The sequence below is a fragment of the Staphylococcus sp. GDY8P85P genome, from assembly GCF_017892405.1.
GTDB lineage: Bacteria > Bacillota > Bacilli > Staphylococcales > Staphylococcaceae > Staphylococcus > Staphylococcus borealis.
The window spans coordinates 64,779-85,005 of sequence record NZ_JAESLA010000017.1 but is presented as its reverse complement, the minus strand read 5'-3'; the positions used below and the strand labels follow the sequence as shown (position 1 = coordinate 85,005).

At 33.9% G+C, this 20,227-nt stretch carries 19 protein-coding genes; 12 read left to right on the top strand and 7 right to left on the bottom strand.

The window, feature by feature from the left end:
* The first annotated feature begins 118 nt into the window (after window positions 1-118).
* Together KA828_RS04275 and KA828_RS04270 are read left to right on the top strand one after the other, a co-directional pair.
* Window positions 119-694, top strand: coding sequence for a sugar O-acetyltransferase (locus KA828_RS04275; RefSeq protein ID WP_075108185.1), 576 nt, complete (start codon window positions 119-121; stop codon window positions 692-694).
* Window positions 695-942: 248 nt separating this feature from the next.
* Complete coding sequence (locus KA828_RS04270) at window positions 943-3,447, top strand: glycosyltransferase (RefSeq protein WP_210125484.1); 2,505 nt, start codon at window positions 943-945, stop codon at window positions 3,445-3,447.
* A gap of 249 nt (window positions 3,448-3,696) precedes the next feature.
* Here the strand turns inward: KA828_RS04270 and KA828_RS04265 are convergent, their stop codons facing one another.
* The gene (locus KA828_RS04265; RefSeq protein ID WP_210125483.1) at window positions 3,697-4,647 is read right to left on the bottom strand and encodes an NAD-dependent epimerase/dehydratase family protein; all 951 of its coding nucleotides are present in this window, start codon (window positions 4,645-4,647) and stop codon (window positions 3,697-3,699) included.
* 279 nt (window positions 4,648-4,926) lie between these two features.
* Here KA828_RS04265 and pruA point away from each other — a divergent pair, with 279 nt between their 5' ends.
* Window positions 4,927-6,471, top strand: coding sequence for an L-glutamate gamma-semialdehyde dehydrogenase (gene pruA, locus KA828_RS04260; RefSeq protein WP_210125482.1), 1,545 nt, complete (start codon window positions 4,927-4,929; stop codon window positions 6,469-6,471).
* Window positions 6,472-6,605: 134 nt separating this feature from the next.
* Here pruA and KA828_RS04255 read toward each other — a convergent pair whose 3' ends face one another.
* Both KA828_RS04255 and KA828_RS04250 read right to left on the bottom strand, forming a co-directional pair.
* On the bottom strand, window positions 6,606-7,055 hold the full coding sequence (locus KA828_RS04255) for a VOC family protein (protein WP_107629132.1): 450 nt from the start codon (window positions 7,053-7,055) through the stop codon (window positions 6,606-6,608).
* Between the two features lie 134 nt (window positions 7,056-7,189).
* Window positions 7,190-7,738 (bottom strand): TetR/AcrR family transcriptional regulator, encoded by a 549-nt coding sequence (locus KA828_RS04250; RefSeq protein ID WP_075108182.1) that lies wholly within the window; start codon window positions 7,736-7,738, stop codon window positions 7,190-7,192.
* A 273-nt stretch (window positions 7,739-8,011) separates the two neighbouring features.
* On the opposite strand from KA828_RS04250, the gene KA828_RS04245 reads away from it, so the two are divergent.
* Both KA828_RS04245 and KA828_RS04240 read left to right on the top strand, forming a co-directional pair.
* Window positions 8,012-8,482 carry a hypothetical protein gene (locus KA828_RS04245; protein WP_053028849.1) on the top strand — a complete coding sequence of 157 codons (471 nt, stop codon included), beginning with the start codon at window positions 8,012-8,014 and terminating at the stop codon, window positions 8,480-8,482.
* Window positions 8,483-8,643: 161 nt separating this feature from the next.
* A complete protein-coding gene (locus tag KA828_RS04240; protein WP_210125481.1) occupies window positions 8,644-9,594 on the top strand; it encodes a CorA family divalent cation transporter in 951 nt (316 codons plus the stop codon).
* Between the two features lie 51 nt (window positions 9,595-9,645).
* On the opposite strand, the gene KA828_RS04235 is transcribed toward KA828_RS04240, so the two are convergent.
* A complete protein-coding gene (locus KA828_RS04235; RefSeq protein ID WP_053028847.1) occupies window positions 9,646-9,966 on the bottom strand; it encodes a YrhK family protein in 321 nt (106 codons plus the stop codon).
* A gap of 92 nt (window positions 9,967-10,058) precedes the next feature.
* On the opposite strand from KA828_RS04235, the gene KA828_RS04230 reads away from it, so the two are divergent.
* Complete coding sequence (locus KA828_RS04230; protein ID WP_210125480.1) at window positions 10,059-10,580, top strand: methylated-DNA--[protein]-cysteine S-methyltransferase; 522 nt, start codon at window positions 10,059-10,061, stop codon at window positions 10,578-10,580.
* A gap of 84 nt (window positions 10,581-10,664) precedes the next feature.
* Here KA828_RS04230 and KA828_RS04225 read toward each other — a convergent pair whose 3' ends face one another.
* Window positions 10,665-11,831 (bottom strand): hydroxymethylglutaryl-CoA synthase, encoded by a 1,167-nt coding sequence (locus KA828_RS04225; protein ID WP_075108178.1) that lies wholly within the window; start codon window positions 11,829-11,831, stop codon window positions 10,665-10,667.
* 295 nt (window positions 11,832-12,126) lie between these two features.
* Here KA828_RS04225 and KA828_RS04220 point away from each other — a divergent pair, with 295 nt between their 5' ends.
* Together KA828_RS04220 and KA828_RS04215 are read left to right on the top strand one after the other, a co-directional pair.
* Window positions 12,127-13,278: a thiolase family protein gene (locus tag KA828_RS04220; protein ID WP_193838941.1), complete on the top strand. Its 1,152-nt coding sequence runs from the start codon at window positions 12,127-12,129 to the stop codon at window positions 13,276-13,278.
* 4 nt (window positions 13,279-13,282) lie between these two features.
* Entirely contained in the window at window positions 13,283-14,557 is a 1,275-nt protein-coding gene (locus KA828_RS04215) for a hydroxymethylglutaryl-CoA reductase, degradative (RefSeq protein ID WP_075108176.1), read from the top strand.
* 100 nt (window positions 14,558-14,657) lie between these two features.
* Here the strand turns inward: KA828_RS04215 and KA828_RS04210 are convergent, their stop codons facing one another.
* Together KA828_RS04210 and KA828_RS04205 are read right to left on the bottom strand one after the other, a co-directional pair.
* On the bottom strand, window positions 14,658-15,092 hold the full coding sequence (locus KA828_RS04210) for a CHAP domain-containing protein (protein WP_053028842.1): 435 nt from the start codon (window positions 15,090-15,092) through the stop codon (window positions 14,658-14,660).
* 330 nt (window positions 15,093-15,422) lie between these two features.
* On the bottom strand, window positions 15,423-15,638 hold the full coding sequence (locus KA828_RS04205) for a sterile alpha motif-like domain-containing protein (protein WP_011274838.1): 216 nt from the start codon (window positions 15,636-15,638) through the stop codon (window positions 15,423-15,425).
* A 192-nt stretch (window positions 15,639-15,830) separates the two neighbouring features.
* On the opposite strand from KA828_RS04205, the gene cidR reads away from it, so the two are divergent.
* The 4 genes from cidR to KA828_RS04185 all read left to right on the top strand — a co-directional run bounded on the left by cidR (window position 15,831) and on the right by KA828_RS04185 (window position 19,896).
* Window positions 15,831-16,715: a cidABC operon transcriptional activator CidR gene (gene cidR / locus KA828_RS04200; RefSeq protein WP_053028840.1), complete on the top strand. Its 885-nt coding sequence runs from the start codon at window positions 15,831-15,833 to the stop codon at window positions 16,713-16,715.
* A gap of 314 nt (window positions 16,716-17,029) precedes the next feature.
* Window positions 17,030-17,416, top strand: coding sequence for a CidA/LrgA family protein (locus tag KA828_RS04195; RefSeq protein WP_053028839.1), 387 nt, complete (start codon window positions 17,030-17,032; stop codon window positions 17,414-17,416).
* Window position 17,417: 1 nt separating this feature from the next.
* On the top strand, window positions 17,418-18,104 hold the full coding sequence (locus KA828_RS04190; RefSeq protein WP_075108174.1) for an LrgB family protein: 687 nt from the start codon (window positions 17,418-17,420) through the stop codon (window positions 18,102-18,104).
* Window positions 18,105-18,156: 52 nt separating this feature from the next.
* Window positions 18,157-19,896, top strand: a complete 1,740-nt coding sequence (locus KA828_RS04185) for a pyruvate oxidase (protein WP_053028837.1) — start codon at window positions 18,157-18,159, stop codon at window positions 19,894-19,896.
* The last annotated feature ends 331 nt before the right edge of the window (window positions 19,897-20,227 follow it).

The following is a 20,227-nucleotide window of genomic DNA, read 5'->3' as shown; positions in this document are numbered from 1 at the left end:
GCTTTTTTGTTGTTAGACATAAAGTCTGCATTTTTTAATGAAAATGGAATTTCAATGCAAAAGCGTCTTGATTCGTTTAAACTTTATGATAACAATTGAAAGAAGGTGAGTGAGTACGATGACAGAGAAAGAAAAAATGTTAGCACATGAATGGTATGATGCGAATTTTGATAATGAATTAGAAGCAGAACGTATACGAGCTAAAGATTTATGTTATGACTTTAATCAAACACGGCCAAGTGATGATAGCAAACGACAAGCAATCTTAACTGAATTATTTGGCACCCAATTAGAGCATATTACAATTAATAGTCCTTTCGATACAGATTATGGGTGGAATGTTAAATTAGGTAAGAACATCTTTGTTAATAGTAATTGTTACTTCATGGATGGAGGTGGCATCACGATTGGTAATGATGTATTTATAGGTCCGTCTTGTGGTTTCTATACTGCCCATCATCCTTTAACGCCTAAAGAACGTAATGCAGGTTTAGAGTTGGCTCAGCCTATCACAATTGGGAATAATATTTGGTTTGGTGGCAATGTTGTAGTCACACCTGGTGTGACGATTGGTGATGGCTCAGTTATTGCAGCGGGAAGCGTAGTGACTAAAGATGTACCACCGAATAGCCTAGTTGCGGGTGTGCCTGCTAAAGTAATAAGAGAAATTGATGAAAGAGATGCCCCTAAATAGTCATGTCATCAATCAGGTATAGATAACCTTTGAGTCGTCCAGTGGCTCAAAGGTTTTTGTATCTAAAAATTTAATATACAAAACGCATTATTTTAATAATATATAATATAAATAAATGATATAATATATTTAGACTGTATATTGGCGTTCATCTCCATACATACTCAAGAATCAAAATGTAATTCAACGCATTCATTTTATGACATCAACTTAAGAGAATGAAATACAACTTAGAAAGGAAAATGAATATGGCACTGAAGACATTTTTACAAAATCAAAGTCGACGTAAATTTAAATTTATAACGACGCCTTTACAAAGAAGAAATAACTCAGCTTATACACGTAAAATAATGCGTTATGCGCACAATTATGAAGCGAATAAAGTTAAACAACACGATATTCTATATCAAGTAAGAGATGGGAAGAGTATTACAGATAGTCCATATGCTATCTTTAAACGTTTGGTTCATCATCCCAAATATCGTAAATATACGCATAAATGGGTCGTCGACACTACCGAAACGTTAGAATTTTATAAAAAGAAATTTGAGAACTACAAAAATATTGAATTCGTGATTAAAGAATCTCCAGAGTATTTAAGGGCACTAACCGAATGTAAGTATCTAATTAACAACTCAACATTTCCTGCCTATTTCATTAAAAAGCCTGATCAAATTTATGTGAACACATGGCATGGTACGCCACTCAAATATATGGGGCTAGACCTTGAAAATGGCTTACATGGTTCGCAAAATATTATTAAAAACTTTTTATCGAGTGATTATATCATAAGTCCTAATCGCCATACGTCAGATATTTTTAAAAGGGCATTTAGATTGGATAACATCTATGGTGGACAAATTTTAGAAATAGGATATCCAAGAATAGATCTTACATTGAATAGTGATTCAAAAATGCTTATTAATGAATTAAGCTCATACATTGATATTACTGATGAGAAAGTATTGTTATATTGTCCTACTTGGAGAGGTGATGATGTCAACACGCCTGAGGAAAGTTTAAATCATATTGTCGAAGAAGTTGAAAAGTTGAAACATCATCTCGATTATCAAGTATTAGTAAAGGTACATCCATTTATTTATAAAAAAGCAATTAAAAATGAGGCACTAAAACCTTATCTTATTCCAGATTATTTTGATACAAATGAAATATTGGCGTTTGTTGATTTAATGATAACGGATTATTCAAGTATCTTCTTTGACTATTTAGTCACAAATAAACCCATTGTCTTTTATACACCTGACTACGAAGCATATCAATTTGAAAGAGGAATGTATATCAATGCTCAGGATTTACCGGGACCGGTTGTGCATACCATTGATGATGTTGTACAAGCGATACAACAGAAAACATATCAATTAAATAAGGTGCAACATAACTATCAAATGTTCAAAAATACGTATGCGTATCTAGATGATGGAAATGTTACTGACAAAGTGATTGAGCGCGTATTCACCTCAAAACATAAACGTAAAAAGGAAAAGAAATGTGCTAAAAAACGACTATTAATTTATCCTGGTGGAATGAAAAATAATGGTATTACCTCTTCTGTTATCAATTTATTAGAGAATATTGATTACAATCAATACGACGTTACACTATTTACAAATAGAAGTAATAATGAAGAAATCTTGAATAATCTGAATAATGTTAACCAAAATGTAAGAATTATTTTAAGAGTTGGCCCATTAGCAGCGTCGTTAAAAGAGACGTATAAAGTAGACTTCGTCAGACAACGAGGGCTAAAAAGTGCATTAGAACGTTTCTTATATCCAAAACATGTATATGAACGTGAGATGCGTAAAATAATAGGTGAAAGTCAATTTGATTATGCGATAGATTTCAGTGGGTACTCTATGTTTTGGGCGAATCTTATTTTAGCTACGACTGCCAAACGTAAGTTGGTCTACCTTCATAGTGATATCAAAGCGGATATGGAGAGAACCGTTAACGGTGTGAAACCGCATTATCAAAATTTAAAAGGTTTGATCACATTGTATGATCAATTTGATAAACTGGTATGTGTTTCTGATGCATCAAAAGAACAAAATATGCACAATATTGCTAAAAAAGCACTAAATAAGAAATTTGTAGCGTCAAGAAACACGATTAATTTAAGTAAAATATCGCAATTCATGTTAGATGATGCTGATCAATTTGAGAAAAATAATGTGCCGGTGCTCGTCAGTGTAAATAAAGGGAAAGTGACGTCGGTACCTTTTAAAGAGGATGATTTTAAAATTGTGTCGGTTGGCCGTTTATCACCTGAAAAAGGATTTGATTTATTAATTGAAGCGGTTAGCAAGGTTATCGTGCATTATCCTAATACGAAATTATATATTATGGGAGAAGGTCCATTAAGACATAAATTAGAACAACAAATTCGTAAGTTGAAGTTAGAACAGCATGTCTTTTTATTAGGACAACGAAAAAATCCATTCTATATTATGAAACAAGCAGATGTTTTATCGTTAACGTCTTATTATGAAGGCCAATCAATGGTTCTTCTTGAAGCACTATCACTTGGCATGAATGTATTGGCATCGGATATCATTGCGAATCGTTATGTATTAAACAATGGTAAGTATGGGATGTTAGTGAGTCATGATGTCAATGATATTAAGCACGGCTTAGCGCGTTTTATCAAACATCAAACACCCAATTATGAGACGTTTAACGCTCAAGAATACAATCAATTAGCGATAGAAGAGTTCTATAACCTTCTAAAATAATCAGTAAATACAATATCTATTGAACTTAAAAATTCCTGATCCTAAAAGCATTTGAATGTGTATCAATCATGATTGGGATAAAGTAAGTAATCATTTCATGAGTTTAATAGAATGATAAAAAAAGCGGGAGTGGGGCGACGAATTCAAAAGAATTCTGTCCCACTCCCTACAAATATATATTGACAGTAGTTGACTAAATTAAAAGGGCATTTGCAACAAGCTGCTTTTAATTTATCTGAGTCGATGCTTTTATAATTTTACTTTATGTTCTTTGTTATAGGCCAAATAAGATTGAATGCCTTTAGCTATATCATATTGAGGATGATAACCCAATGATTCAAGTGGTGTAATGTCAGCACAAGAATGTTTAATATCTCCAAGTCTTGGTGCTTTAAATTGGTATGGGGTACTGTAATTGAAGCCCTTTTCAAACGCTTTAAAAACTGCTTTCAGATTTGTTTGTATGCCCGTACCTACATTGAATATTGAACCACTTGTTGCTGGAGTATTCAGCACAAGCCACATAGCGGCAATTAAATCATCAATGTAAACAAAATCACGAGTTTGTTCACCATCACCATAGAAGGTAAATTCAGTCTGATGTGTAAATCTATGATTCATTATTGAGATGACACCTGAATAATCCGAGTTAGGATTTTGTCTTGGACCATAAACATTAAAGAATCTGAGACAAGCGCAAGGCATATCATATAAATGATGGTAAATCTTAGCATACTGCTCTCCAGCGTATTTCTGTATTGCATATGGAGATAATGGCGATGGTATAGAGTGAGAAACGGATTTAGGTAAACTTGGTAAATCACCGTAAATGGCTGCCGATGAGGCAAATATGAATTTTTTAATTTGCTTGTTGTACGTTCGAATGGTTTCTAGAAGATGAACTGTGGCATCAATATTAATTTGATTAGATAAAGATGGTTTCTCAATCGTTTCAACAACACTCACCATGGCTGCTAAATGAATAACATAATCAAATTGCTCTTGACGTATTAATTGCGTTACAAACTCAAAATCGGTGATGTCCTTGACGTAAATATGTTCTTTATTAACAAAGGGAATATTATGTAAGTATCCGGAACTTAAATTATCGATAACATGTACCTCTATATTGTGTTTAACAAAATGTTCGGCTACATGTGAGCCAATAAATCCTGCTCCACCTGTAATTAATGCTTTCATTTGTGTACTTCCTTTTCTTGATGTCGTTAATTTGTGTAAATTTATTATACTTTATTTTTATAAAAATATAAAATTATAATAATATCGTTTGTATGTGTTTTAACTGAACAACTGCATCTGACTAATAATTAAAACTTTTCAGATAATATGTATGTAAGCGATTGCAAAAATAACCCGAAGCATAGTAGAATGAAATTAATGATACAAATTATCATTTTAAGTAAGTCAATGTTTTACTGATTTTTATAATTCTTACAAATACATAGGGGGTAATTAAGAATGGTAGTACCTTTCAAAAATGAACCTGGGATTGATTTTTCAGTACAAGAAAATGTAAAAAGATTTCAAAAAACGTTAGAACAAGTTAAAAGTGAATTTGGTCAAACACTTCCAATTGTGATTGACGGTGAGCACATTACTAAAGATGATACATTTGATTCAATTAATCCAGCTAATACATCGGAATTAATTGCTAAAGTATCTAAAGCAACTAAGGAAGATGTTGATAAAGCATTTGAATCTTCAAATAAAGCTTATAAAGCGTGGCGTCAATGGTCACATAAAGATCGTGCAGAATTATTATTACGTGTAGCAGCAATTATTCGTCGTCGTAAAGAAGAAATTTCTGCGGTTATGGTATACGAAGCAGGTAAGCCATGGGATGAAGCAGTAGGCGATGCGGCTGAAGGTATCGACTTTATCGAATACTATGCACGTTCAATGATGGAATTAGCAGATGGTAAACCGGTATTAGACCGTGAAGGGGAACATAACAAGTACTTCTATAAATCAATTGGTACAGGTGTAACGATTCCACCTTGGAACTTCCCATTTGCTATCATGGCTGGTACAACATTAGCACCAGTAGTAGCTGGTAATACAGTTCTATTGAAACCTGCTGAAGATACAGTATTAACTGCGTATAAATTAATTGAAATTTTAGAAGAAGCAGGTCTGCCTAAAGGTGTTGTTAACTTTGTACCTGGTGATCCTAAAGAAATTGGTGACTATTTAGTTGATTCTGTGCATACACACTTTGTTACGTTCACAGGTTCTCGTGCAACTGGTACACGTATTTATGAACGTAGTGCAGTGGTTCAAGAAGGCCAAACATTCTTAAAACGTGTTATTGCAGAAATGGGCGGTAAAGATGCGATTGTCGTTGATGAAAATATTGATACGGATTTAGCTGCAGAGTCAATCGTAACGTCAGCATTTGGCTTCTCTGGCCAAAAATGTTCAGCATGTTCACGTGCTATCGTACACAGTTCAGTTTATGATGAAGTCTTAGAAAAAGCAGTAGCATTAACAAAAGAATTAACCGTTGGTAATACTGTAGATAATACATTTATGGGTCCTGTAATTAATAAAAAACAATTCGACAAAATTAAAAAATATATCGAAATTGGTGGTAAAGAAGGCAAAATTGAAATTGGTGGCGAAGCTGATGATTCAACAGGTTACTTCATTAAACCAACAATTATTTCAGGATTAAAATCATCTGACCAAGTAATGCAAGAAGAAATCTTTGGTCCAGTGGTTGGCTTTACTAAATTTGATAATTTCGAAGAAGCAATTGAAATTGCGAATGATACAGACTATGGTTTAACAGGTGCAGTGATTACGAATAATCGTGAGAACTGGATTAAAGCAGTGAATGAATTCGATGTAGGTAACTTATACCTTAACCGTGGATGTACTGCAGCAGTTGTAGGTTACCATCCATTTGGTGGCTTCAAAATGTCTGGTACAGATGCTAAAACAGGTAGTCCAGACTACTTATTAAATTTCTTAGAACAAAAAGTCGTTTCAGAAATGTTCTAAGATCAAAAAACATTTTATAAATATAAAGCTGGGAGTGGGACAATGAATTAAAAAAAGAATTCAGTCCCACTCCCTTATATTATAGATTCTGTTACAGCATATTCTTAATGAAATAAAACAGAGATTGATGTGAATTATGAATTAAGTTGTGTGTAATCTTGCCCGTGTAACATCCAACGTACGCCATATTTATCAGTGAAGGCACCCATTTTTCCACCCCAGAATTGTTCTTTAAGCGGCATTTCGATGTTTACAGAGTCGTGATTTTTAATTTTATCGTAAAATTGTTGAACTTTATCTGAATCGTTATGATCATTAACATCGAAATCGATAAGCAGTGAAATACCATTATTAATATTCTCTACGCGTCCAAATGAATCGGAACATAAGATTTTGACGCCTAATACTTCGAATTCTGCGTGCATAGTAGCGTCTGCAGCTTGTTCTTTCGTCATGCCAAATTGTTCTGCTTGTGCTTCGCTAATGTCTAATCTTTTAACGTTTGTAGCGCCAAAGACGTCCTCGTAATAAGATATTGCTTCTTTTGCTTTTTCGAATGCTAAATATGGAAATAATTCAGTCATGATATAACCCCTTTTTATTAGTTTATAACCAAGGCCATTATATATTGATTTATACTAAATAGCGATTAATACCTATTGACGACTATCAAAAAAACATGAAGAAGTAGCTTTGATGCCTACTTCCTCATGTTTATTTAATCGTGTGCTTTGACATTGATAAGTTTATGAAAAATTTGGTCCATTTGCTTAGGTTTGATTTCTACATTTTCATCCTTTTTCCAATCCATAAATGCATTTAGCACGGAACCGAAGACATAGAATACTAAACTCTTAGGAACGACACCGTCAACAGTAATGCGATGCATGTTTGCTTTGAAGTCGTTCTGCATGATTTCAATCAAATAGTTATTGCGCGCTTCATCAAATGCTTTATCATTGAATTGTTTATGTTCAATTCTAGATATTTCTTCTTTATTAAATGTATTGGCTAGTGTTTGAAAAGGATTATTCAAACGTTCTTTAATATCAGTCGCAAAATAATCATCATGTGTTAGTTTCAATAGCTGATTTAATAATTCGAATTTATCATAAAAGTGTTTGTAAAACGTCGTGCGATGCACACCAGCATTTTTGCAAATCATATTTACCGTTATAGTTGAAAATGCTTCTTCTTCTAGCAACGAATATAGACTATCTGTTAACGCTTTTTTGGTCTTAATTACCCGTAAGTCTTTATCATTCAAAATTGTTCTCCCCTAACATCTATAGAAGAATCTAATCATTTTATAGAAACATAATATCTAATTATAGATTATATAAATACATAAATAAACATGTATTTACATTAAAGATGTAAATAACGTATAAAAATTAAACTGATATGAAAATTCTGAAATATCGTGTACGATGATTTAGACGATGCGTTTCAAAGCATTGTGAAAGGGTATATGTTATGCAAATAGAAACATTGTTTAACGAATGATATTAAACGAGTTCTGTATGGGAGGATTTCAATTATGAAGGGCAGTAAACAATTAGATCAAATTAAAGAGGATAATAAGAAGCAACTTAAGAAATTATTTAAATATGATAAAGATAGCGCGCTAACATTTAGTAAAGAAGACCGTGAAAAGGTTCAAGATAAATTTGGCGTTTATGTTATTTTTGATAAGAAAACGCCTATTTTCGTTGGACAAACTGGTGGTTACTCTACAGGTTATCAACTAATTACTAAGGATTTATTTAATAAATTAGGTCAATATAATTTAAAATCAGGTGTAGGGACGACTAAATTTAAAAAAGGCTTAGCACAACAAAAAGGGGTTAATGTAGACGATATAAAATCAATTACAGCTGAAGATTACAATTTGAAATTCCAATATGTCAATGTTAAAAATGAACCAGCATTCATTAACGTTTTAGAAATTTTAGCCATTGAATATGCTAAAGACAAAGGTTATGAATTATATAATTTTAATCAAAACTAATGTGATTATTTTACACCTGTAATATGGTTGGGAATTAAGGTTAAGACATTAACGGATTTAAGCAATGAATTTAATGCGACTTTCCGTGTGTCTTAGCCTTTTGTTTTTATTTTCTGAAAAGTGGTATGGAAGAATAAAAGATATAAAAAGTAGGAGATACTATGGCAATCCGTGTCCACTATCAAGACCAAGCACATCGTTTTCATACTGCATGTACATTTTCAGCTATACCTGAAGATGCAAGACTTGTATGGGTTGATTTCGAAAATCCAACTCAAAATGATCAAGCAATACTGACGCAACGGTTCAATATTGCTAAACACCACTTAGAAGCGTCTGTATTTACAGTAACAAGACCCAAAATAAGTACCCATCCACATAAACAACATTTATATCTCATACTCCATACGATAAGTCACAATGATTTTTCAGCAGAACCACTAAGTATAACTGTAAAGCATAATTGGGTGATTACCGTACATAAATATCCCATGAAGGTTTTATCAGACATCATTTCGTCATTCAATACGTTGCCGAAAGACATAACTGTAACTGAACTGGTAGCCGTCATGATTGATAGAATCACAGATGAATATTTTAATTATGTCAATCATGTGGAGGACATTGTCTTTTCTTTTGAAAATCAGAATGTAGATAAAGTTAATAACCGTAAATTAATGGATGATGTCTATCACATTCGCTCTGAAATTATTAAACTCAAGCGTGTATTGATTCCAATGGAACAACTACTAAATGAAATGATAGATGAAACATCATTAAACGTATCACACGAGTATCAGTTATTGATTAAGCATATTCATAGTAGGTTATTAAGACAGAACGATACGTTAATGGCATGTGAACATATTACAGATGATATTAAAGATAATAATGAGTCTTATCGTTCTAATAGAATTAATGGCGTGATGAATGTGTTAACGATTATTTCATCCATATTCTTTCCACTATCATTTTTAACGGGATGGTATGGCATGAATTTCTCCTATATGCCTGAACTCGATTGGCATTATAGCTACTTTGTCTTTATCGCTATTTCGATCATAGTTGTTGTATCACTCATTACACTTTTTAAAAAGAAAGATTGGTTCTAACACAAATTAAGCGTGAGGCAATGAATACAATTCGGATTCTGCCCCACTTTATTAATGATTGTGTGTCTCTTCGGTAACGTGTTGACTATACTTTCGTTTGTAATATCTTGATAGTTTCATATCGTGAACAAAAGAAATCACAGGTCTTGCAGTCATTTGAAGACTACCAATCACAAATAATATTGTGCCAGCAATCATTGTTTGATCACTAAAGAATAAAAAGCTTCCTATCAAGAATATAATGCCTAATACAATATCATTGATTTGATATAGGGCTTTGTAGAAGAATGAAATTTGTTTAGCATGATCATCTTCATTAAATCGATTCGTATTGAAATGCAAATCAACATCATCTTTATTTAAACCAGCCACAGGTACACCTCCCATTATTTAAGTATTGTTTCATACTTCCCGTTGTACATTGGCATCAAACTTCGTCATAATGGTCAGAAAGGAGGGGTTTGATGGCGTATTCAATGCTTTACGAATCACCCGTGCAAAATTTAGAGCTCATTAGTGATGGCAAGTCACTCACACATCTACTTTATAAATATCAGGACACGACAGTGACGCATCCTACTAATCCGGAGCTAGATGTCTTCAAAAAAGCGGTTAAATGGTTAAATCAATATTTTGATGGACAGCGTCCGACTATTGATTTTTCGCTTAAACCAGAAGGTACTGCATTTCAAAAATGCGTATGGCAGAAATTACAACATATAGAATATGGTCAATTAAGAACGTATGGAGAGATTGCACATCTTGTAGGAGAAGAACGCGGTAAACCCAATATGTCGGCACAAGCAGTGGGTGGCGCAGTAGGTAGTAACCCTATTTCAATTATTATCCCATGTCACCGTGTAGTTGGAAAAGATGGTAGCTTAACAGGGTATGGTGGCACAATTAATCATAAAATCAAACTACTCGAACTTGAAAAAGTAGACATGACTCACTTGTATCGACCTAAACATTCAACCAAACCGTGATCATAGTGAATATAAATAAAAAGAGGCGTAAGAGACACCTTGCTAAAAGTGCATGTCTCTTACGCCTTTTTACTATAAATGATGTTATTCAGGACGGTGATATTGACGAATATCATCTTGAATACGTTCTAAATAGTAAATAGATGTGTCGTCATTTGATTGTTCCGTATCATGATCGAATTCTAAATTATCGAAACGTTTAAAGAAACTTTCGTAGTCTTCAACTGAGACTTCATGACGATCATTCAATAATGCCTTATGTCCATCAATATCTAATTGTTTATCGTAACCCTCAACTAGAGTGGCACTAAAGAACTCTCCAACTGAACCTGAGCCATAGCTAAATAATCCAATTGTTTGACCACCTTTAAGTGATCGATTCTCTAATAATGAGATTAAGCTTAAATATAATGAACCTGTATAAATGTTACCTACATAACGATTGTAGTATACTGCATCTTCATAACTAGAAGTTAAACGTTCTTGTGTTGTTTCATCGGCATCATTAATAATAGAATCCAATGCTTTTTTACCCATTTTAGTGAATGGTACGTGGAAACATAATGATTCGAAGTCAGATAGTGATTTACCTTCACGACGCGCATATTCATTCCAACTTTCTTGGAACGATTTAATATATGCATCTTTAGATAAAGCACCTGCAACTAATGGATATTGATGTCCAGTTGGTCTCCAGAAATCATAAACATCCTCTGTATATGCAACAGCGTCATCATTTAAGGCTAAAATACTAGGATTATGAGAAATTAACATAGCCACTGCGCCAGCACCTTGTGTTGGTTCACCACCAGATTGAATACCATAACGTGCTGTATCACTTGCGATGACAAGGACTTTTTCTTCAGGACGTTTCTCAATGTAGTCTTTAGCTAATTGGATGGCAGGTGTTGCAGCATAGCAAGCTTCTTTCATTTCGAAGCAGCGTGCAAATGGCTGAATACCTAATAAATTGTGTATTTGAACTGCCGCAGCTTTGGCATTATCAATTGCAGATTCAGTCGCTACAATGACCATTCCAATATGTTTTTTATCATCATCTGTTATAATATCTTTAGCAGCATTAGCCCCCATAGATACAATATCTTGTGATACTGGACTGACTGCCATTTGGGTTTGACCAATCCCAATTAAAAATTTATTTGGATCAACTTGGCGAGCTTCTGCAAGCTTAGCCATGTCTACATAGTATTTAGGGACGTAAAAGTTAATTTTATCGATTCCTATACTCACGGGCACTACATCCTTTCATTATTCTAATTTTTATAATTCATATTAATAGTAGCTTTTTGTGACAATTTCATTTAAAATGCTCACTAATAGAAAGCGTTTTCATTCTAATGGTTAAATGCAATAACGCATGTCGTTTAATAGCGTAATATAATAAAATACGTGAAACTGCATGGTATAACATTGAGTTTGAGAAAACTTCTATCGGCTATTATTAATAATCATATTAATAGTTATTTTACCAAATTAAATAACTAAATTACAATTTATATATAAACTACATATAAGGAGATAAAGAATGAAAAAAATTGCTATAGTCAGTGCTAAAAGAACACCAATCGGTAGATATAAAGGGAAATTAAGAAATTATTCTGCAGTTGAATTAGGAACGACAGCTTTGAAAGGTGCTATCGAAGCTGCGAACATTGATCCTAACATCATACAACAAGTTATTTTTGGTAACGTATTACAAAGTGGTGTAGGACAAAACCCAGCACGCCAAATTGCAATCAAAGCCGGTGTACCTGATACAACCCCAGCTATGACAATTAACGAAGTATGTGGTTCTGGGCTTAAAGCGATCATATTAGGGAAACAGTTAATTCAATTAGGCGAAGCGGATGTTGTTGCAGTCGGTGGGGTTGAAAGTATGACCAATGCCCCTCAATTAATTTTGAAAGAGGGACAAGAACCTGTTGAAAGCTTTATGCACGATGGGTTAACAGATGCGTTTCATTATGTACCAATGGGCGTAACAGCTGAGAATATCGCTGAAAAATATGACATTACACGTGAAATGCAAGATGAATTTGCAAATCATTCACAAGCAAAAGCAGCTAAAGCGACGCAAGAAGGTAAATTCAACAATGAAATTATTAGCATGACAGACGCTGAAGGTGAAGAAATGACTTCAGATGAAGGTGTGCGTCCAAATAGTAGTGTTGAGAAACTTGCAACATTAAAGACAATATTTAAAGAAGATGGCACAGTCACAGGTGGTAATGCTTCAAGTATTAACGATGGCTCATCTGCACTTATCTTGATGGAAGCATCGTATGCGAAAGCAAACGGGTATGACATTCTTGGTATTGTTGGAGATTATGCTGAAGTAGGTTGCGATCCTCAATATATGGGCTATGCACCATTCTATGCTGTTGAGAAGTTACTGAATAAAACAGATAGTAAAATTGATGATGTCGATATTGTAGAAATGACTGAAGCATTTGCGGCACAAAGTATACCAGTTAAAGATAATTTGCATATTCCAGATGACAAGTTAAACATTTATGGTGGTGCGATTGCATTAGGACACCCAATTGGTGCGAGTGGTGCCAGACTTGTCACAACATTAGTGAATGCACTTGAACAAGAGAATAAACGCTCTGGTATTGCAACGGCATGTATCGGTGGCGGACTAGGCATCGCTTTAATGATCGATAAAGGGGAATAATAGTATGAAGCAATTAGATAAGTCGTTTCGACATTTATCTCGTGAAGATAAATTAAAACAACTCGTTGATTATGGTTGGCTAACAGATGACAACTATCATGTATTATTAAATAATCCATTAATTAATGAAGAGGTTGCGAATAGTTTAATCGAAAATGTGATAGGCCAAGGGACGTTGCCTGTAGGTTTATTACCTAAAATTATTGTTGATGACAAAGCATATGTTGTACCAATGATGGTTGAAGAACCTTCTGTTGTAGCTGCAGCAAGTTATGGTGCCAAATTAGTCAACAATACAGGTGGTTTTAAGACGGTTAAAAGTGAACGCTTAATGATTGGTCAAATCGTCTTTGATGATGTCAACGATACAGAGGCATTAGCTCAAGACATTCAAGCATTAGAACCACAAATTAAGCAAATTGCAGCTGAAGCATATCCATCAATTATAGAACGTGGCGGTGGATATAGACGTATTGAAATCGATACGTTTCCAGAACACCAACTATTGTCATTGAAGGTTTTTGTTGATACTAAAGATGCAATGGGTGCCAATATGCTTAATACGATTTTAGAAGCTATTACAGCACATTTAAAGAATGAATTTCCAAATCGTGATGTGCTCATGAGTATTTTATCTAACCATGCGACAGCTTCAGTCGTACGTGTACAAGGTGAAATTGATATCAATGATTTAAATAAAGGTGATCGTTCTGGAGAAGAAGTTGCACACCGCATGGAACGTGCTTCAGTATTAGCACAAGTTGATATTCACCGTGCAGCAACGCATAATAAAGGGGTAATGAATGGTATCCATGCAGTTGTCCTAGCAACAGGAAATGATACGCGTGGTGCTGAAGCGAGCGCACATGCATATGCAAGTCGTGATGGGCAATATAGAGGTATCGCAACCTGGAAATATGATAAAGAACGTGGACGTTTAATTGGAACGATAGAAGTACCAATGACATTAGCTATTGTTGGTGGCGGTACAAAAGTGTTGCCAATTGCGAAAGCTTCACTCGAATTATTAAATGTTCAATCAGCACAAGAGCTAGGTCAAGTTGTTGCTGCGGTAGGATTAGCACAGAACTTTTCAGCGTGTCGAGCGTTAGTTTCTGAAGGTATCCAAAAAGGCCATATGAGCTTACAATACAAATCGTTAGCTATTGTTGTAGGTGCTAAAGGTGATGAAATCGCGCGTGTTGCCGAAGCATTAAAACAAGCGCCTAAAGCAAACACTGCGACAGCGCAACAAATTTTAGAAGATTTACGACAATAATGATATATAGAAAAGCCACTACGTATGACTTAAGGACTATATTGAAGTACCTTACTCATGGTAGTGGCTTTTATTGATTCATTTAATGTCATGATTTCATTTAGTAGATGTAATTATAATTACGTGCTGACCATTTACTTAAGTAACGAGTACCGTAACCATTTGGTCTATTATAGTTATATTCAGAAACTTTAATACTTCCATTTTTATATACGGCTTCGACAACAGCAACATGACCATAATAACCTGCAGTAGATTGCATTACTGCGTAGCGTTTAGGTGTATGACCAGTTCTATAGCCAGAGCGTTGTGCGTTGTAATACCAATTCTTAGCATTTCCCCAACGATTTGATACAGGTTTACCTAGTTGAGCACGACGTTGATATGCCCACCAAGTACATTGACCTTTCGTATAGTAATTATAAGAAGCGGCTTCAGATACGTGCGTGTGTTCAATAGTTTGATATGTAAAAGTTCCTGCGAACATGATTCCAGTAGCGAGTAAAAGACGTGAAAATAATTTTTTAAATTTCATTGTGTTCTCCTCAAAATATAAAAGAATTAAAAACTGTATTAATCATATTCGTTAAAAAGGTCTAATACAATATAAGAAACGAATTATACAAATAACTGTAATATATATGAAATATAACAGCGTAATTTGTAACTTATTTTACATTAAAGTAAATTTGCACCATTTCGCACAGTATCATAGTAATGTTTTAAAGTTCGAAAGACTTTTAATTTCAAATGCGGGGAGAGGGACGACGAATTCAAAAAGAATTCTGTCCCACTCCCAAAAAAAAGCGCCATAAAGGCGCTTGGTGAGATGATACGTCCATGATGTATAATAACAAGTTAGAAATCATACATTTGTGAATTGGTTAAAAACAGCCAATGCTCTTTTAACGATCGTCACGGGTATGTTTTCTGGACATGGATTATTTCGAAAATATGACAATACTTCTACTTGGCTCTTCACGTCTCTAGGGAAATTGCTATCTTGATTAATCCAATTTACCAATTCACCTAATGGTGTGTCATCACCAACAAAATTTTGCATAAATTCGTAAAAGCTCAATGCCTCACCTCTCTAATCAAATTGAGCCTATGTGATTATAACATTTTTTGAAAAAGAAACATATAGGGTCAAACATTGAAATTTAAATATCATAGTGCATGGAAACATATAGTTTTACTTTAAATATTTTTATTTTCTCAAAAATATTTCGTGTATAATGAAATTATAATAATGAACAAAGAGGGTGAGCATTTGGATATCAAACATATGAAATATTTTATGGAAGTGGTAAATCAAGGTGGTATGACAAATGCTTCAAAATCTTTATATATTGCTCAGCCAACGATTAGTAAAGCGATTAAAGATATTGAAAATGAATTAAAGATGACATTATTTGATCGTCAAAAACGCTATCTCGTACTTACGGATGCAGGTAAAATATTCTACAAAAAATGTGAAGAAATTATTGCCTTATATGATAATATTCCTTTTGAAATTAATGGATTATTGGGATTGGAAACAGGCCATATCAACATTGGAATGTCAGCAGTAATGGATATGCAACAATTTATTTATATTCTTGGTGAGTTCCATAAACTATATCCTAACGTGACATACAATTTAAATGAGAGTGGCGGTAAATCGATAGAAACACGTCTGATCAATGACCAAATTGATATTGGGATTACAACTATTCCGATTGATGAAAATGTCTTTGATTATTTGCCTTTATACAGTGAAGATTTAAGGCTGGTTGTAAGTAAAGAGCATGAACTTGCTACACGTGATTCAGTGACGATGGCTGAGTTGAAAAATGAAGATTTTATACTATTTAACGAAGATTTTTACCTCAATGATAAAATAATTGCTGCAGCTAAAAATGCAGGTTTTCTTCCAAATACAGTTTCGAATGTTTCGCAGTGGAACTTTATTGAGTACTTATTGCTAGCACACTTAGGTGTAAGTATCTTACCAGAACATATTGCAAATATGCTTAAAGATAATATTAAAAGTATTAAAATTGAAGATACAGGTATGAGCTGGGAATTAGGTGCCATTTGGAAAAAAGATAAACTATTAAGTCATGCAACATCTAAATGGATAGGTTTTATGAGTGAGCGATTGAAATATGATTAAAATCATAGGTCTATACAATTATATAAACTAAAATAAAGTCTTATATCATATGTTTTATTTAAGGGTTGGAATGTGTATTCGCATTCCAACTTTTTTTATGTAATCAAAATGAAGGCTTGAATACATTTTTCACAATATAAACACATTATTTGAAACTACTAATGATAATCGTTAAAGCGATTACATAGAAAAAAGCTATAGGTCGTATTTAAAATGGATATTTTTCTATTTTTGAACGTTGAATTAGAATGATGAATATAGGTTCAAAATTCACTGTAACAATTTCGACATATTTTAGTGGGAGGTCAGTCATCTTGAAAAAATTATTATTTATTTCAAAAGTTATCATACAAATTGCCATTATCATAGTCATTAGTTACTTAGGTAGTTTGTTGCAAACATTATTGCATATACCACTAGCTGGAAGTATCGTAGGCATGATATTGTTGTACATTTTACTTGAGTTGAAAGTGATACGCATGAATTGGATATCTGAAGGTGCAGAGTTCCTATTAGCTACAATGGTGTTTTTCTTTATACCTTCCGTTGTAGGTATTATGGATATTGTGTCTGATATCACGAAGAGTTATATCATTTTCTTCTTATTAATTATTGTAGGTACAAGTTGCGTTGCACTTGCTTCTGGTTACATTGCTGAAAAGATGGTTAAACAACCTAACGTTAAGAGAGGTCATCAATAGTATGACATTTATTCAAGCAATCTTAATGATATTGTTGACCGTCGTTATGTATTTTGCTGCAAAAAAACTACAACAAAAATACGATAATCCATTTTTGAATCCAGCATTAGTTGGTTCAGTTGGTGTCATTATCGTATTATTGTTAACACATCAAAACTATCATGATTACATGACAGGTGGTAAGTGGATTAACCATCTATTAAATGCCACTGTTGTATGTTTAGCTTACCCACTATATAAGAATCGACATAAAATTATTGAAAATTTAAGTATTATCTTTACGAGCGTGATGGTTGGCGTAATACTTAATTTTGTGTTAGTGTTTACCTCGTTGAACTTATTGGGTTATGACGAGGAAACCATCGTAACAATATTACCACGTTCAATAACAGCTGCTGTTGGTATTGAAGTTTCACAAGAATTAGGTGGTACGGATACGATAACAGTCTTATTCATCATCACTACTGGACTAATCGGTAGTATGATGGGATCAATGTTATTGAAAGTAGGTAATTTTAAGACCTCTATAGCGAGAGGTTTAACATATGGGAATGCATCACACGCGTTCGGTACCGCAAAAGCATTAGAACACGATATTGAATCCGGTGCATTCAGTTCAATTGGAATGATATTGACTGCTGTCATAAGTTCAATACTTATTCCAATCATGATTATTTTGTTCTACTAAAGGGAATATATACTTAGTACTCGTTGAAAAAGAGAAAGGGGCTATTGTAATAATGGCGAAGATAAAAGCAAACGAAGCATTAGTAAAAGCGTTAGAAGCATGGGATATTGACCACTTATACGGCATTCCTGGTGATTCAATTGACGCAGTAGTAGATAGTTTACGTACAGTTAGAGATTCATTTAAATTCTATCATGTGCGTCATGAAGAAGTAGCAAGTTTAGCTGCAGCTTCATACACTAAAATGACAGGAAAAATTGGGGTAGCATTAAGTATCGGTGGTCCTGGTATCGTTCACTTATTAAATGGTATGTACGATGCAAAAATGGATCGTGTGCCTCAATTAATCTTAGCAGGTCAAACAAACAGTACATTATTAGGTACAAAAGCATTCCAAGAAACAAACATTACAGATATGGTTTCAGATGTTTCTGTATACAACCACCAAATTAAAAAAGGTGACAACGTATTTGAAATTGTAAACGAAGCAATTCGTACTGCATACGAAAAACGTGGTGTCGCAGTAGTTGTATGTCCTAACGACTTATTAACTCAAAAAATTAAAGACACTACAAATCGTGCTATAGATACTACTAAACCTAAAGCACCAACGCCAACTCTACGTAGCATTAAAAAAGCTGCAAAATTAATCGATAAAAGTAAAAAACCAGTTATGATCGTTGGTGTAGGTGCACAAAATGCTAAAGATGAATTACGTGAATTTGTTGAAGCAGCTAAAATTCCAGTTATTCATACATTACCAGCCAAAACAATCATTCCTGATGATCACCCATATAGCATTGGTAACTTAGGTAAAATCGGTACAAAAACATCTTATCAAACAATTCAAGATGCCGATTTATTAATCATGGCAGGTACAAACTATCCATACGTTGATTACCTACCTAAGAAAAATATTAAAGCTATTCAAATCGACACAAACCCAGATGTCATTGGCCATCGTTTCAGTGTCAATGTGGGTATCGTTGGTGACGCTAAACTTGCTTTCCACCAATTAACTGATAGCATTAAACACGTACCACAACGTCCATTCTTAGAAAAAACATTAGAACGTAAAGCTGTTTGGGATAAATGGATGGAACAAGACATGAATCAAGAAAGTACGCCAATCCGTCCAGAACGCTTAATGAAAGCTATTAGCAAATATAGTGATGACGATGCGGTATTCTCAATTGATGTAGGTACGTCTACAGTTTGGTCAACACGTTACCTAAACTTATCAGTTAATAATAAATTTATTATTTCTTCTTGGTTAGGTACAATGGGTTGCGGTCTACCAGGCGCAATTGCTTCTAAAATTGCATTCCCTAAACGCCAAGCAATTTCTATTAGTGGTGACGGTGCCTTCCAAATGGTAATGCAAGACTTCGCAACTGCTGTTCAATATGACCTACCAGTGACAATTTTTGTTATGAATAACAAACAATTATCATTCATTAAATATGAACAACAAGCTGCTGGTGAATTAGAATATGCCATTGACTTCTCTGATATGGATCACGCTAAATTCGCAGAAGCTGCTGGTGGTAAAGGTTATGTCTTAAAAGACCCAAGCCGTATTGATGAAGTAGTAGAAGCAGCGTTAAATGAAAATGTACCAACTATTGTTGACGTACATGTTGATCCAAATGCTGCACCATTACCAGGTAAAATTGTGAACGAAGAAGCAATTAATTATGGTAAATGGGCTTACAGATCAATTACTGAAGATAAAAAATTAGACTTCGACGAAATTCCACCAATTTCAGTTGCTGCTAAACGTTTCTTATAATAAATATTCAGCGTTCTCATAACGCTTGAGACAAAATTGCCGACAAAACTTTGGTTTTGTCGGCAATTTCTATTTAAAAAAGTATTGAAACCGTTTTACCATAGGTATATAATATAAATTAATTGAAAAAAAGAACTGCGTGTTACTATTAAATTAGGCATAAGCAATCAATAAGACTAGGGCATGGAATAGCCTTAGTAAAAATACATTTCATAATTTGCGTTACTTAGAGATGTGTTTTTGAAAGTAGAAGAGAAATTAAAGGGACGAGTATACATGATTTTAAATCACTGTATCGCTATGCATTTCTCAAACTTACTTTTCTTAGTAT